The organism is Streptomyces krungchingensis (assembly GCF_054729265.1).
In genome coordinates, this window is record NZ_JBPUKY010000001.1 from 5,283,540 (window position 1) to 5,298,313 (window position 14,774).

Here is a 14,774-nt window from a genome sequence, read left to right on the forward strand (position 1 = left end):
GCAACCGGCGGATCACCGGCACGGACCCGACCCACCCACCCACCGCACCGGAGGCGCGACCCACCCACCGCACCGGAGGCGAGGTCCACCGCACCGGAGGCGAGGCCCACCGCACCCGAGCCCGCACGCCGCGGTCAGCCCCGGCTCAGGCGTGACGGCCCGCCCCCGCGCCCAGGGCACGTCCCTGCGGCACTATCCCCGCGGGAACGGCCCGCTGGCGAGCCGGAGTCCCCGTCCAGCACGTGCCGCGGCGGGACAGCAGCCGGCGCAGCCACACCTCCAGGGAGACGAGATGGGCGAGGCCGTCCAGCGGCAGGGTCTCGCCCTCCGAGGCCGCGCGGAGCGCCTTGCGGACGACGCGGGCCTCGACCAGCCCCGCCTGAGCGAGCAACGGCGTGTCGAACAGGTCGATCAGGGGATCCGCGAACGCCCGCAACCCCGTCCGCGCGGCCGCCGCCGACGACGCATGGGACGGCGCACCCCACCCCGGCGGCAGATCCCCCACCCCGGCCCCCTCCAGCACCGTACGGAGAATCGCCGCCCGCGCCCCGGGCTGCACCCGCAGCGCCTCCGGAAGGCTCCGGCAGGCCCGCACCACCTGGTTGTCCAGGAACGGAGCGTGCAGCCGCTGGAAGCGGATCTCGGCGGCCTGCTCCAGCACCCGCACGTCCGCCGCGTGCCGGGCCAGCGCGGCCCGCGCCCGGAAGTCGCCGGGCCGCTGCCCGGGTCCGACCCCGGCGCGCCCCCCACCCGCCTGGAGGCGAACCGATACTTCAGCCAACGCCTCGCCGGTGAGCCAACGCGCCGCAGGCCCGGGTCTGGCCCAGGTGAGCGCGGCGAGCGACGCCCCCACGGCCCCGCCGGGCTCCTCGAACCGCCGGTGCAGCAGCCGCTCGGCGAGGACGTCGACCCCGGTGCGGTAGGGCGTACGGGCCAGCTTCCGCGCCGCGGCGTACACGCGCGCGGGGACCATCACCGACCCGTCGGCCTTCGCCAACGCGGCGACGGGCCGCACCAGATGGCGCCGCTTGCGGTCCATCAGGAGGTCCGCGAGCCGGGCGGGGTGCGCGTCGAGGACCTGCCGGGCGCCGTACCCCGTGAAGTGGTCCGCGCTGCCGGAGGCGAGTCGCGCGCGGTGGCGTGCGGCCGTCACCAGGGAGGGCCCCGGCTCGTCCGTCAGCGGGCCTTCGAGGTCGGCGTAGGGGAGGACCTCCTCGCCCCCGGCGACGACGACGTGGTGCAGCCGGGGATTCGCGGCCAGCGTCCCGGCCCGCTCCAGTTCGGCCTCCCGCCCTCTGACGGCGAGGTCGTTGAAGGTGACCGCGAGCAGCCGTTCACCGGCGCCGGTGCCGTGCCCGAGGACCGTGCCGGGCGCCCCGGGAAGCCCGGCGGCGAGCAGCGCCAGCGTCCCGGACGCGGGTCCGCCCGAGAGGTCGGCGCCGATGCCGGGCACGGGCATGCCGCGCGCGGCGCGCCGCTCGGCCGGCCCCATGCCGGGCACCGGCCCGGGGTCCACGTCGGTGCCGGGCACGTGCCGCGGCGCGGCGAGACGCGCCCGCACGGCCTCCACGAGGGCGTCCCGCACGGCGTCCACGGCGCTGTCGGGGTCGGCGGAGGGGGTGGCGACGGCGAGGGACGCGACGGGTTCGTACCCGGCGATCTCACGTGCCCCCGCGCGCAGGATGAGCGCGTGCCCCGGCGGAATGCGCCGCACCCCTTCGTAGGGGGTCGAGTCGTGCACGGCGTCCGGCACGTCGGGGGCGGCGAGCAGGGCAGCGAGATGCCCGAAGTCGAGGTTGGCCTCGATGAGGTCGGCGAGGGGCAGCGCGGCGGTCGCGTACGCGGTGCCGCCGGCCCATGGCGTGTAGAAGACGGGCCGGGCGCCCGCGAGGTCACCGCAGACGGTCACGCGCCGGCCCACCTGGACGACGGCGGTGTAGCTGCCGGCCCAGTTGGTCAGGTGCCGAAGTGCCCCGCCGCGCGCGGCGAACAGCCCGACGCGGAGCTCCTCGTCGGAGGCCGCGCAGGTGCCGAGGACGGCGATGCGGTTCTGCGGGTCGGCCTTGACGACGCGGACCTCGTCGGGGCGCCAGTCGCCGACGGCCCAGAGGGGATCGGGGTCGCCCCACAGGAGTTGGGAGCCGACCGGATGCACGGTCTCGCCGTCGTTGCCGGTGGCGCCCGCCGAGCCGATCTCAGGCGCTCTGGCGGCGGTACTGCTCCACCCCACCAACCATCGCATCGCCGCCTCCACAGGCTGTGGACAACCAGTGCACCGCACGAACTGGGCACCATGCTGCCACGAAGGAAGCGCGCGGGAGGGCCCCTGCGGCGGCTTGCGCTCCCTGAAATGCGCCCCTGTGCATGCGACCGCGCCGCTCCGCACCCGCCACGCGCCCACGGGACCCGCCCACCCGGGCACGGAGTGCCGGCGCTCAACCGCCTTGGCTCACAGGCGAATCCACACCAGGAGACCCGGCGCGCCCGCCCCGCGCCGCAGTCCGCCCGGGGCCCACGCGGGCTCCCCCCGCCCCCGCCCGGCCGACGCGAATGCGCCCCCGATACGCTCCCCCAAAACCCCCTACGCGCCCTCAACTGACGTGGTGGGAGCCTTATTCGCCGCGGAAAGCCGCCATCGATTTTCAGCCAAATCGGCTACGGACGCACAGGCATGCACACTCTCCGTACAGGCCCTGCGCACCGCTTCGGCAACGCACAGTCCGGGAGGCGGAGTTCGCCTCCCGGACCGGTCCGCCGCCCGCGGGGATGGAGGCGGCGGTGTCCCCCAGCCCACTGGATCCAGTACAGCGGGCCGACCCACGCAGGGTCCATGGAAGCGCTCCCCGGATGGCCGGAGAAGAGCGCACGGGCAGGCGCACAGCCACACAGCGGGAGCACATCGCAACCGTCCGTACAGTCGTACGGACCACAATCCCGCCATCCGGAAGAACGCCCCTTAACGCTTGGGATCGGGCGAACTACGCTGGGTTTACGAATGCCGCGTGGTTATGCCAGCGCGGCAGCCGTCTGTGTCGAGGGGTGGCGCATGTCCAGGGAGCAACGCGGGCCGAACGAAAAACTCGGCGCCGTTCTCGCCCTCGCGGGAATCAGCAACGCAGGACTCGCGCGACGCGTCAACGACCTTGGCGCCCAACGCGGGTTGACTCTTCGCTACGACAAGACGTCGGTGGCACGCTGGGTGTCGAAGGGAATGGTGCCGCAAGGTGCGGCGCCGCACCTCATCGCCGCCGCCATCGGCCAGAAGCTCGGCCGCCCCGTGCCGCTCCACGAGATCGGCCTGGCGGACGCGGACCCCGCGCCGGAAGTGGGCCTCGCCTTCCCCCGGGACGTCGGACAGGCGGTGCGGTCGGCCACCGAGCTGTACCGCCTCGACCTCGCGGGTCGCCGCGCAGGTGGCGGCGGCATCTGGCAGTCGCTGGCCGGCTCCTTCGCAGTGAGCGCATACGCAACTCCCGCTTCCCGTTGGCTGATAACACCGGCCGACAGTTCGGTGGCGCGCGAGGTGAGCCCCGGTGAGGGCTCCGGAGCACCGCTGAAAGTCGGCCACAGCGACGTGCAGAAGCTGCGCGAGGCAGCCGAGGACGCCAGGCGCTGGGACTCCAAGTACGGAGGCGGCGACTGGCGTTCGTCGATGGTGCCCGAGTGCTTACGGGTGGAGGCGGCACCGCTGCTGCTCGGCTCGTACTCCGACGAGGTCGGCAGGGCCCTGTTCGGGGCCAGCGCCGAACTCACCCGTCTCGCGGGCTGGATGGCCTTCGACACGGGCCAGCAGGAGGCGGCCCAGCGCTACTACATCCAGGCGCTGCGGCTCGCGCGCGCGGCCGCCGACGTCCCCCTCGGGGGCTATGTCCTGGCGTCGATGTCCCTCCAGGCGACCTATCGCGGATTCGGCGACGAGGGCGTCGACCTCGCCCAGGCCGCCCTGGAGCGCAACAGGGGACTGGCCACGGCCCGCACCATGAGCTTCTTCCGTCTCGTCGAGGCACGCGCGCATGCACGCGCGGGTGACGCGCAGGCGGCGGGCGCGGCCCTGAAGGCCGCCGAGGGCTGGCTGGAGCGGTCCCGGGAGGGCGACAACGACCCGTCCTGGCTCGGCTTCTACTCCTACGACCGCTTCGCCGCCGACGCGGCGGAGTGCTACCGCGACCTGAAGGCGCCGCGCCAGGTGCGCCGCTTCACCGAGCAGGCGCTGTCGAAGCCGACGGAGGAGTTCGTCCGCTCCCACGGCCTGCGCCTGGTGGTGTCGGCGGTCGCGGAGCTGGAGTCGGGCAATCTGGACGCGGCGTGCGAGCAGGGCGTCCGGGCGGTGGAGGTCGCGGGGCGCATCTCCTCGGCCCGCACCACCGAGTACGTCAAGGATCTCCTGCACCGGCTGGAGCCGTACGGCGACGAGCCGCGCGTGGTCGAGCTGCGGGAGCGCGCACGGCCGCTGCTGATGGCTCCGGCCTAGCGGCACCGGTGCCGGGCCCCGAGGAGCGGGCACGACGCGGGCCGGGATGCGTCCTGCGCGTCCTCGGGGCACCTTCCGGGTTTGAGGGCATTGTCAGTGGCGCAGTGCACTATCGAGTCGGGAGGTGTGGCAGGTGCGGAGCACGTACGACTGCGATGTGCTGGTGATCGGCGGCGGGATCGTCGGTCTGTCGACGGCGTATGCGATCACGCGCGCGGCGCCGGGCACGCGGGTGACGGTGCTGGAGAAGGAGCAGGGCCCCGCCCGTCACCAGACGGGACGCAACAGCGGGGTGATCCACAGCGGTGTCTACTACCGCCCGGGCTCCCTCAAGGCGCAGTACGCGACGCGCGGCGCCACCGAGATGGTCAAGTTCTGCGCGGAGTACGGCATCGCGCACGCCGTCACCGGCAAGCTGATCGTCGCCACGGAGAAGGCCGAGCTGCCCCGGCTGCACGCCCTGGTGCAGCGCGGCCGGGAGAACGGCATTCCGGTGCGCGAGCTGGGCCCCACCCAGATCGCGGAGTACGAGCCGGAGGTCCGCGGCCTCGCCGCGATCCATGTCGGCACGACGGGGATCTGCGACTTCGTCGCGGTGGCCCGGCAGCTGGCGGAGGCCTCCGGAGCCGAGATCCGGTACGGGGCCGAGGTCGTCCGCATCGACCGCCGCCCGGCCCTGGGCGCCGCGGTGCGCACCGCCGACGGCACGATCGTCCGCGCCCGCGTCCTCGTGAACTGCGCGGGGCTGCACTGCGACGAGATCGCCCGGCTCACGGGCGACGACCCCGGGATGCGCATCGTGCCGTTCCGCGGCGAGTACTACACGCTGGCGCGGCCCGAGCTGGTCCGGGGACTGGTCTATCCCGTGCCCGACCCCGCGTTCCCCTTCCTCGGGGTGCACCTCACCCGCGGCATCGACGGCGGCGTCCACATCGGCCCGAACGCGGTGCCCGCGCTCGCCCGCGAGGGGTACGACTGGGGCGTCGTACGTCCCCGTGAGCTCGGTTCGACCCTGAGCTGGCCCGGTTCCTGGCGGATCGCCCGACGGCACTGGCGGTACGGCGCCGGGGAGCTGCGGCGCTCCCTGTCGACGGCGGCGTTCACCACGGCCGTCCGGCGTCTGCTGCCCGCGGTGGCCCCGGAGGACCTGGTCCCCGCGGCGGCCGGGGTGCGGGCCCAGGCGGTCCTGCGCGACGGCACCCTGGTGGACGACTTCCTGATCAAGGAGGGCCCCCGCACGGTCCACGTGCTGAACGCGCCGTCCCCCGCGGCCACGGCCTCGCTGCCCATCGGACGGGAGGTCGCCCGCAGGGCGCTGGCCGCGCTGGCCGGCACATGACACCCCGGCTTCCCCGGCCGGACCTCACCCCTGCCGCTGGCGGCCCCTGGCCCCTGCCCCTGGCTGGCCATGCCCTGCCCCTGGGGTCTTGCCGGCCCCTCGGGGCCTCGGGGCCTCGGGGCCTTGCCCCGCGGACCCGGATCCCCCACCCCGCACACCCCCGTAAAATCGACACCACTGTGTCTGACTTCCTTGACTCCCCCGAAGAGGCCGGGCCGGCCACCGACGCCGGCTCGCTGCGGCATACCCGTGCGAAGGGCGAGCCCCGGTTCCCCGACGGTCCGAAGGCCGACCCCGCCGGGTCGCACTTCGAGCGGCGCATCCGGAGCTTCCAGCCGCGCCGCAGCCGGGTGACGGCCGGGCAGGCGGACGCGCTCCAGCGGCTGTGGCCCAAGTGGGGTCTGGACATCGACGGGCAGCGGACGATCGATCTGGCCGAACTGTTCGGGACCGACTGCCCCGTCGTGCTGGAGATCGGCTTCGGGATGGGCGAGGCCACCGCGCAGATGGCGGCCGAGGACCCGAAGACCGGGATCCTCGCGGTCGACGTGCACACGCCGGGCCAGGGCAACCTGCTCAATCTCGCCGACCGGGGCGGCCTGTCCAATGTCCGCGTGGCCAACGGCGACGCGATCATCCTGCTCAGGGAGATGCTCCGGCCCGAGTCCCTGAGCGGTCTGCGGGTCTACTTCCCCGACCCCTGGCCCAAGAAGCGGCACCACAAGCGGCGGCTGATCCAGCCCGAGTTCCTCAGCCTGGTGGCGACCCGCCTCAAGCCGGGGGCGATCGTGCACTGCGCGACCGACTGGGAGCCCTACGCCGAGCAGATGCTCGAAGTGCTGAGCGCGCACCCCGACTTCGAGAACACCCGGCCCGACGGCGGTTACGCGCCACGTCCCGGCTTCCGGCCGCTGACCCGTTTCGAGGGCCAGGGACTGGACAAGGGTCATGTGGTGAACGACCTCCTCTTCCGGCGCGTACTGCAGCTCGAAGAACACCCGGACCAGCAGTCCGCCGACGGCTGAAGGGCCGCTGAAGCCCCGGGAGCCACCCGGGCGTCCCTTCGGTGTCCGCGCGGGTGCCCCGGGCGGCACCAGGCACCGTCGCGGACCGTGCCCCTCCCTCGTTAGGGTCGATGCCGTGGCCACCTGCCCCCCGTACCCGACGTACCCGACACACCCCGGCGGTCCCGCCGGCGGTGGGCTGCGGCACGCGCACTGGTGGCAGCGCCGATGGGTCCGGTACGGCGCGCTGATCACCCTGCTCGCGATGTCGGGGCTCGTGATCCTGGCGCTCGTCCGCGAGCAGACCGGCACCGAGGGGTTTCTGGTCGGTCTCGGTCTCGCCGTGTTCCCCGTACCGCTCCTCGTCGCCGCGTTCCGCTGGCTGGACCGTGTCGAACCGGGCCCCTGGCGCAATCTGATCTTCTCGTTCGCCTGGGGCGCCTGCGCCGCCGCGCTCATAGCGATCGTCGCCAACAGCTTCGCGACCAGATGGATAGCGACCTCGACCGCGGACCCGTCGAGCGCCGACACGCTCGGCGCGACCGTCATAGCGCCGATCGTCGAGGAATCCGCGAAGGCGGCCGCCGTGCTGCTGGTCTTCCTCTTCCGCAGACGGGACTTCACCGGGATCGTCGACGGGGTCGTGATAGCCGGGATCACGGCCACCGGCTTCGCGTTCACCGAGAACATCCTCTACCTCGGCACCGCGTTCGGAACCGACCAGCTCAGCGGGGAGCGGGGGCTCGCCTCCCTCACCGCCGCGACCTTCTTCGTCCGCGTGGTCATGTCACCGTTCGCGCATCCGCTGTTCACCGTGCTGACCGGCATCGGGTTCGGCGTCGCGGCGCTGTCCGCGGAACGCCAGCAGCTGCGCCGCGTGCTGCTGCCCTTCGGCGGGCTGCTGCTCGCCATGGGCATGCACTCCGTGTGGAACGGCTCCTCGACGTTCGGGGAGTACGGGTTCTTCGCGGTGTACGCCGCGTTCATGGTGCCCGCGTTCGGACTGCTGACCTGGCTGGTCGTCTGGACGCGGCAGCGTGAACTGCGCACCGTGCGCACGGAGCTTCCGGCGTACGCCGTCGCCGGGTGGCTGACCCCGGTCGAACCCCATGTGCTCGGCTCCATGCGCGCGCGGCGGCTCGCCCGCGAGTACGCGGGGCATCACGGCGGGAAGGCCGCGGCGCGCTCGGTCGCGGAGTACGAGGCGTACGCGACCTCGCTCGCGTTCCTGCGTCACCGGGGCCGCCGCGGCCGGGCCGGCGCCGACTTCGTCGTGCGGGAACGGGAGTTGCTCGACGAGCTGTGGCGGCGCAGGGAGATCGCCCGGCCCGCCCTGGCGTACGCGGCACGGGCGGTCGCGCCGCGGATTCCGGCACCGCCGTGGCCCGCCCACGCGAGCGGGTACGGCCGCGGGTACGCCTGGGCGTACGGGCAGCCCCCGGAGCGACCGCAGGGACAGCCGCACGGGAACCCGTACGGCCCGGTGGCCCCGAACCCCGCCTACAACCCGTACCGCACCTAGCTGTATTGATCACGAGCGTTGTTGACACTGACGGGGCTTGATCAACAACGCTGCGGGCCAATACACCTAGCGGCTGCTCCCCTCGGGCAGAGGCCTTCGCCGGGCCGCCGTCGGCGTCAGGCGGACGCCTTCGTCAGCTTCGCCAGCTCCCCTTCCGTGAGGACCAGGTCCGCCACGCCCAGCAGCGCCGGGAGCTGCTCGACCGTGCGGGCGGAGGCGATGGGGGCCGCGACCGTCGGCTGGGCGGCCAGCCAGGCCAGGGCCACCGTGGCGACCGGTGCGCCGTGCGCCTCGGCGACCTCGTCGAGGGCGGCCAGGACGCGGATGCCGCGTTCGGTGTCGAGGTGCTTGCCCGCCCCGGCGGCGCGGGCCGAGTCGACGCTCACGCCCGGGCGGTACTTGCCCGTGAGGAAGCCGGACGCGAGGGCGAAGTACGGGACGGCGGCGAGGCCGGCGCGGGAGGCGACGTCGTGCAGGGGTCCCTCGTACGTCTCGCGCGAGACGAGGTTGTAGTGGGGCTGGAGGGCGACATAGCGCGCGAGGCCCTCGCGGTCGGAGAACTCCAGGGACTCGCGGAGCCGCTCGGGGGAGATGTTGGACGCGGCGATGTGCCGCACCTTGCCCGCCCGCACCAGTTCGTCGAGCGCGCCGATGATCTCCTCGACCGGCACCTCCGGCTTGTCGAAGTGCGTGTAGTACAGGTCGATGTGGTCGGTGCCGAGGCGGCGCAGGGACGCGTCGGCCGCCGCCTTGATGTTGGCACCGGACAGGCCCGGGTACCGGGGGTGCTGGCTGACCTTGGTGGCGAGGACGACGTCGGCGCGGTTGCCGCGCTTCTTCAGCCACGAGCCGATGAGGGTCTCGGACTCGCCGCCCTCGTTGCCGTCGACCCACGCCGAGTAGGAGTCGGCGGTGTCGATGAAGTTGCCGCCGGCGGCGGTGTACGCGTCGAGCACGGCGAAGGAGTGCGCTTCGTCGGCGGTCCAGCCGAAGACGTTGCCCCCGAGGGCGAGCGGGAAGACCTCGAGGTCGGACGGACCGAGCTTGTGGAGAGGAGTCATACCTCGCCCCAACACCCGTACCGGATGGGTGTATTCCGCATGCATCCGAGGACACCCGAATGCACCTGACCGGCAGCCCTGACGTCGGGGGGTTGTCGTCAGGACCGCCGGAGACCGTTGCCGCTGAGGAAGCGAAGCCGCCTCGGCGGAGGGTGTGTGGTCGCGCCTCAGGAGTGGAGTCCCTCGCACCGGGGCCAGGACCCTCGGCTCGGGACGAAGCCCGTGGACCCGGGGCGCGAGGCCCTGGGGTCGGGCGGAGACCCTCGGCCCAGGGTCGTATCCCTGAGCGCAAGGGTGAAGGCCCTTGTGCCAGGGGAGATCCCCCGGCACAAGGGTGGAGCACCACAGCCAGGGGTCGGACCCCTCGGCACGCGTGCGGAAACCCTCAGCCCGGAGCCGGAGCCCCTCGGCGCAAGGGTGGAGACGGTCGGCTCAGGGGGTGAGGCCCTTGCCGCGCAGCCAGGCCATCGGGTCGATGGAGTCGCCTCCGCCGGGGTGCACTTCCAGGTGCAGGTGCGGTCCGGTGACGTTGCCCGTCGCGCCCACGCGCCCGATCACTTCGCCGGTGGTGACCTTCTGCCCGGCGGTGACACTGATCGACGACTGGTGGCAGAACCACAGCTCCGTGCCGTCGTCGAGGGTGAGGACCGTGCGGTAGCCGTACGCGCCGGCCCAGCCGGCCTCCGTGATGGTGCCGCCGTGGATCGCCTTGATGAGCGTCCCGGTGGGCGCCGCGAAGTCGAGGCCGGTGTGGTACCCGGAGGACCACATGGAGCCGGCGTCACCGAAGGTGGAGGTCAGCGTGTACGAGGAGGTGGGCAGCGAGTAGCTCTTGGCGAGCTCGGCCAGGCGCTCCGCCTCGGCCTTGGCCTTGGCCTCCTCCTCCGCCTTCTTCTTGGCGGCGGCGGCCTTGGCCTCGGCGGCGTCCTGCTGCTTGGCGGCGGTCTCGGCGGCCTGCTTCGCGGCGGCGGTCTCGGCGGCCTCCTGGGCCGCGTTGTCGACCTGGTCCTGCTGCGACTCGGCCTGCTGCATGATGCGGGCCCGCAGCGCCTCACCGGCGTCGGCGCTGCCCTGCGCGGCGTCCGCGCTGGTCAGCCCTGCGGTGGTGAGAGGAGTGTCGGAGCCCTTGGGCGCGCTGGACTCGCCGCCGTCGGAGATCAGGGCCTTGGCGGACTCGGTGACCGAGGAGAGGTCGGGCAGGGAGATCGAGACCGGCGGTTTGCCGGGCGCCGCGGTGGCCATGCCACCCGCGCCGACGGCGGCTATCACACCGACACCGAGGACGGTGGAGCTGCGGGCGAGTCCTCCGCCGCGCTGCTTGCTGACGCGGTGCCGGCCGCGGACGGGACGGACGGAATCCGCGGTGGGATTCCACTCCTCCCAGGGGCCCTCGTCGTTGCCGTACGCGTAGCCGATGGACTGGGTTTCGTCCGGCGCGAACGAGGTTGGCTGGGCAGGCCGGTTGGACGCCACGTGGGCGCGCTCCTTTCCTTCCTTCTCGCCTACCGGGTTAGCTGACGGGTTCGGAGCAGGAAGGTCTCCTACGCGCGTCCCTCACGGAAATGACCGCGAAGAACGCCCGATTCACCCCAAGTTGGTGGTTCCCCGGTTCCCTTGCGGGATTCGGCGCGTGCGCACGGAGCCGCCTCTTGTGACGGCTGGGACGACCGCGCTGCGTTATCGAACGTTAATAGACGCAGGCACCGGATTCCAAGCCGTTCGGGTTGATCGTTAACGCTTTTGGCCTGGACTTTGGGGGCACCGCTGCCGGAAACCGGGCGAGTTGACCGCACCTCGTAAACACGCCCTTCTCTGATGGTGCGTCAGTTGTTATGCGGAGGGGTACGGTCCGGTCACCCCGGGTGACAACGATCAAGGGCGTCGCACGGCGAGCAGCGCCATGTCGTCCGTCGTGCCGCCTCCCGCGTGCCGCCGGACCTCCTCGGCCAGGACGGTCAACAGGGCGTCGGGACCCGGGAACACGCGTCCGGCGAGACGCGCCGCCGGGTCGTAGAAGTCCCCGCGCCTGTCGCGCGCCTCGGACAGACCGTCGGTGTAGAGGAGCAGCGTCGCCCCGTGCGGGAACTTCTCGCACACCGCGCGGTCGGGCCAGCTGCCCAACTCGCTCATCCCGAGCGGCAGCGCCGAAGGACCGCCGTCGAGCGTGACGAGCGTGCCGTCGGCGTGCAGCAGCAGGGGCGGCGGATGACCGCGGTTGAGGATCCGCACGGCGCATTCGCCGTGCGGGACCTCCGCGAGCACGGCCGTGGTGAAGCCCTCGAAGGCGTCGAGGCCTTCCCGCCGGGTGCCCTCACGCGCCAGCGCCCGCTCCAGACGGCCGGCGACCGCCTCCAGGGTCGCCTCCTGCTCGGCCGCCTCCCGGAACGCGCCGATCACGACGGCGACGGCGGCCACCGCGCCCATGCCCTTGCCGCGCACGTCGCCCACGACCAGGCGTACGCCGTGCGGCGAGTCCTGCACCGCGTACAGGTCGCCGCCGATGAACGCGTCGGCCTGCGCCGCCTCGTAGCGGGCGGCGACCTCCAGGCCGCCGATCCGCTCGGCCGGTTCCGGCAGCACCGCGCGCTGCGCGGACTCGGAGACCTCCCGGACCGAGGCGAGCCGTTCGTCGCTGCGGCGCACGAGGACGTTGATGAGCGCGGCCAGGGCGGCGGCGGTCGCCACGGTGACGACTTCCGTGACCGCGTCGACGTGCAAGACGATCCCGAGCCTGAGGTGCACCGCGAGGACGGCGGCGACGGCCACCAGGCCGGTGAGCGCCGTGCACAGCAGCGTGTAGAGCGGCGCGGCCACCAGCGGGTCGGCCGTGAAGAAGGGGGCGGCGGTGAACTCCGCCGGGGTCAGGTAGTCGTAGAGGACCCCGGCGACGACGAACAGCACGGGCAGCACCCGGACGAAGGTCCGCATGGAGGAGACCCCGCGCTCCCCGGTGCCCGCCGGGCGGGGCCGCGGGGTGTCCCCGAGGCCGGGGTCGGGCACGGGGTCGCCGGGCAGCCGTCCACCGGACCGGTCGTACGGGCCCGTGGCCGCTCGCCGCTCGCTTCCTGGTCGCCCCACCCGTCCAGATTTCCCGGCCCGGGGGCGGGCAGCGACCGGTGTGGACCGACCGGGGGAACGCGCCAGGTCGTGCCCGGCCGCCACCTGGGGGCGCGGGGCGAGGACGAGGGGAAAGGCCGAGGAGCGGGAAAGGGCCGGAGGAAAGACCAAGGGCCGGACTCGTCATGTCGAGTCCGGCCCTTGTTTCAGTAGCGGGGACAGGATTTGAACCTGCGACCTCTGGGTTATGAGCCCAGCGAGCTACCGAGCTGCTCCACCCCGCGTCGGTGAAACCAGTGTACGCCATCCGCGGGACCCGAAGCACACACGTTTCCCCGCGCCGCCGCCCGGCGTGTCGCGCTGGCCCCGGGACTATCCGAGCAGGTGCCGGTTGGGCGCCTTCGCCCGCTCCTCGAACTCCGGCAGTTCGAGGACGTCGACGCCCGCGGCGGTGAGCAGCCCGCTCCCGTCGGCCTCCGTGACGAACGTGTCGGGCTCGCGCCACGCGGTGACCACACGCCGCACCCCGGCGTCGAGGATCAGCCGGGCGCAGGGGGCGGGCCGGGAGGCGCGTCGGGCGCACGGCTCCAGGCTGCTGTACACGGTGGCGGCGGCCAGCCGGGGGTCGGCGGGGTCGATCTTGACGAGCGCGGCCTCCTCGGCGTGCACGACGGGGTCGTCGCCCTCCCGGGAGTGACCGCGGGCCAGCTCGGTGCCGTCGGCCGCGACCACCACCGCGCCCACACTGAACGCCGTCTCCGAGGGCGGGCACTGCGCGGCCAGCTCGCAGGCGAGGGCCAGCCACTGCCGGTCCGCGGCACCGGCGAGCTCCCCGGTGCCGGGTGCCGTGGGGACGTACCGGATGAGGACGACGTCTCCGACGGCCCGCGTCTCCACGAGACGCATCCGCCCGGGGGGATACGCGCCCGGGCCGAACAGCCGCGGCGCGTCCGGCTGGCCCACGAAGAGCGGTGCGACGGCGAGTTGCAGCTCGTCCGCGAGCCCTTCCCGCATCAGCTGGGTGTGGACCCGCCCGCCCCCCTCGACCATGAGGCGGCGCACGCCCCGGACGTCGTGCAGGTGCTCCAGCAGCGCGCGCCAGTCGAGCTCGGGGCCGGTGGAGACGATGTCGATGCCGAGGTGGTCGAGTCCGCGCAGGGCCTCGGCCGCCCGGACCGCCCCCTTGTCGGTCGTGTAGACGGCCTTCTCGCCACCGGTGTGCCAGAACTGCGCCGCCGGGTCCAGGTCGCCGGATCCGCTGACGGTGACCTTCAGCGGGTACTCCGGGCGTCCCGCGGCGACGCGTGCCGCGCGGCGCTCGGTCGAGTTGACCAGGAGGCGCGGGTTGTCCGCGCGGATCGTGCCGGCTCCGACCAGGATCGCGTCGCTGGACGCCCGCACCTCGTCGACCCGGTCGAAGTCGGCCGCTCCCGAGAGCAGCAGCCGCTCGGGGCCGGTGTCGTCCAGGAAGCCGTCGAGGGAGACGGCGGCGGACAGCAGGACGTAGGGATGGGGCATGGGAGGCGCACCCTCCGGCTCTCGGCGGTTCGAACCGGCTCGCGGCGGCCCGGCCCGGCTGGACTCAGTGGTTCAACTTTTAAACAATACCTAGACTGGCGGCATGACGACCCGCTGGCTCTCCCCCGCCGAACAGCGCGCCTGGCGCTCGTACGTCTCCGCCTCCTCGCTCCTGGAGGACACGATCGACCGTCGGCTCCAGGCGGAGGCGGGCATGCCACACCTTTACTACTCCATCCTCGCCATGCTCTCCGAGGCACCGGACCGGCGGCTGCGCATGACCGAGCTGGCCGAGATCCTGAAGATCACCCGTAGCCGGCTGACGTACGCGGTGACACGGCTGGAGAAGGACGGGACGGTGCGCCGCGAGGGCTGCCCCACCGACAAGCGCGGCCACGTGGCGGCCCTCACCGACGAGGGCATGGCCGTCCTGGAGCGGACGGCGCCGGGGCATGTGGAGACGGTGCGGGCGGCGCTCTTCGACCACCTCACCCCGGAGCAGGTCGGCCAGCTGGAGGAGATCTGCGGGGTCATCACGCGGGCGATCCAGGGCGACCAGTCCGGGACCTGCGGGGAAGATCTGCCCTGGCGGCGGCGTTCTTCGTGAGGTCCGCGCGCCAGACGCGCGGACCGGGGGATGCGCGAGTCGGCCCCGGCCTCGGGTCGCGCCGCACGGCACACCGGGCGCCACACGGCGGAACGCGTTGCTTGAACTTTAAAGCACCGTGTATTGTCTCCCTCCGAGAGCTTGCTTCAAATCTGAAGCACTGCCTCGAACGAACCAGCTGGACGGAGAGACAAC

At 73.2% G+C, this 14,774-nt stretch carries 10 protein-coding genes, 1 tRNA gene and 1 riboswitch; of the genes, 5 read left to right on the top strand and 6 right to left on the bottom strand.

Annotation, left to right across the window (positions count from 1 at the left end; all coding sequences use genetic code 11):
• Positions 1-145: 145 nt before the first annotated feature.
• A complete protein-coding gene (locus ACSYGO_RS23215) occupies positions 146-2,242 on the bottom strand; it encodes an asparagine synthase-related protein (RefSeq protein WP_426677205.1) in 2,097 nt (698 codons plus the stop codon).
• 804 nt (positions 2,243-3,046) lie between these two features.
• Between ACSYGO_RS23215 and ACSYGO_RS23220 the strand changes: the two genes are divergently transcribed.
• The 4 genes from ACSYGO_RS23220 to ACSYGO_RS23235 all read left to right on the top strand — a co-directional run bounded on the left by ACSYGO_RS23220 (position 3,047) and on the right by ACSYGO_RS23235 (position 8,336).
• Positions 3,047-4,471, top strand: coding sequence for a hypothetical protein (locus ACSYGO_RS23220; RefSeq protein ID WP_028805910.1), 1,425 nt, complete (start codon positions 3,047-3,049; stop codon positions 4,469-4,471).
• A 133-nt stretch (positions 4,472-4,604) separates the two neighbouring features.
• Complete coding sequence (lhgO, locus tag ACSYGO_RS23225; RefSeq protein ID WP_426677204.1) at positions 4,605-5,810, top strand: L-2-hydroxyglutarate oxidase; 1,206 nt, start codon at positions 4,605-4,607, stop codon at positions 5,808-5,810.
• Between the two features lie 179 nt (positions 5,811-5,989).
• Entirely contained in the window at positions 5,990-6,835 is an 846-nt protein-coding gene (gene trmB, locus ACSYGO_RS23230) for a tRNA (guanosine(46)-N7)-methyltransferase TrmB (RefSeq protein ID WP_426677203.1), read from the top strand.
• Between the two features lie 115 nt (positions 6,836-6,950).
• Positions 6,951-8,336: a PrsW family intramembrane metalloprotease gene (locus ACSYGO_RS23235; RefSeq protein WP_460387494.1), complete on the top strand. Its 1,386-nt coding sequence runs from the start codon at positions 6,951-6,953 to the stop codon at positions 8,334-8,336.
• A 116-nt stretch (positions 8,337-8,452) separates the two neighbouring features.
• On the opposite strand, the gene ACSYGO_RS23240 is transcribed toward ACSYGO_RS23235, so the two are convergent.
• From ACSYGO_RS23240 to ACSYGO_RS23260, 5 genes are all read right to left on the bottom strand, one after another.
• Complete coding sequence (locus ACSYGO_RS23240; protein ID WP_460387496.1) at positions 8,453-9,397, bottom strand: aldo/keto reductase; 945 nt, start codon at positions 9,395-9,397, stop codon at positions 8,453-8,455.
• 432 nt (positions 9,398-9,829) lie between these two features.
• Entirely contained in the window at positions 9,830-10,870 is a 1,041-nt protein-coding gene (locus tag ACSYGO_RS23245; protein ID WP_460387498.1) for a M23 family metallopeptidase, read from the bottom strand.
• An 11-nt stretch (positions 10,871-10,881) separates the two neighbouring features.
• A riboswitch (cyclic di-AMP (ydaO/yuaA leader) is annotated at positions 10,882-11,036 on the bottom strand.
• Positions 11,037-11,269: 233 nt separating this feature from the next.
• Entirely contained in the window at positions 11,270-12,475 is a 1,206-nt protein-coding gene (locus ACSYGO_RS23250; protein ID WP_460387500.1) for a PP2C family protein-serine/threonine phosphatase, read from the bottom strand.
• 189 nt (positions 12,476-12,664) lie between these two features.
• Positions 12,665-12,738, bottom strand: a tRNA-Met gene (locus ACSYGO_RS23255).
• 88 nt (positions 12,739-12,826) lie between these two features.
• On the bottom strand, positions 12,827-13,972 hold the full coding sequence (locus ACSYGO_RS23260) for a dihydrofolate reductase family protein (RefSeq protein WP_460387501.1): 1,146 nt from the start codon (positions 13,970-13,972) through the stop codon (positions 12,827-12,829).
• Positions 13,973-14,075: 103 nt separating this feature from the next.
• On the opposite strand from ACSYGO_RS23260, the gene ACSYGO_RS23265 reads away from it, so the two are divergent.
• Positions 14,076-14,579 carry a MarR family winged helix-turn-helix transcriptional regulator gene (locus ACSYGO_RS23265; protein WP_426677197.1) on the top strand — a complete coding sequence of 168 codons (504 nt, stop codon included), beginning with the start codon at positions 14,076-14,078 and terminating at the stop codon, positions 14,577-14,579.
• Positions 14,580-14,774: the final 195 nt, after the last annotated feature.

What these genes read in the sequence shown, in the direction of transcription:
- ACSYGO_RS23215 (WP_426677205.1), bottom strand. Translation starts at nt 2,242, where the DNA reads ATGCGATGGTTGGTGGGGTGGAGCAGTACCGCCGCCAGAGCGCCTGAG.
- ACSYGO_RS23220 (WP_028805910.1), top strand. Translation starts at nt 3,047, where the DNA reads ATGTCCAGGGAGCAACGCGGGCCGAACGAAAAACTCGGCGCCGTTCTC.
- ACSYGO_RS23240 (WP_460387496.1), bottom strand. Translation starts at nt 9,397, where the DNA reads ATGACTCCTCTCCACAAGCTCGGTCCGTCCGACCTCGAGGTCTTCCCG.
- ACSYGO_RS23260 (WP_460387501.1), bottom strand. Translation starts at nt 13,972, where the DNA reads ATGCCCCATCCCTACGTCCTGCTGTCCGCCGCCGTCTCCCTCGACGGC.
- ACSYGO_RS23265 (WP_426677197.1), top strand. Translation starts at nt 14,076, where the DNA reads ATGACGACCCGCTGGCTCTCCCCCGCCGAACAGCGCGCCTGGCGCTCG.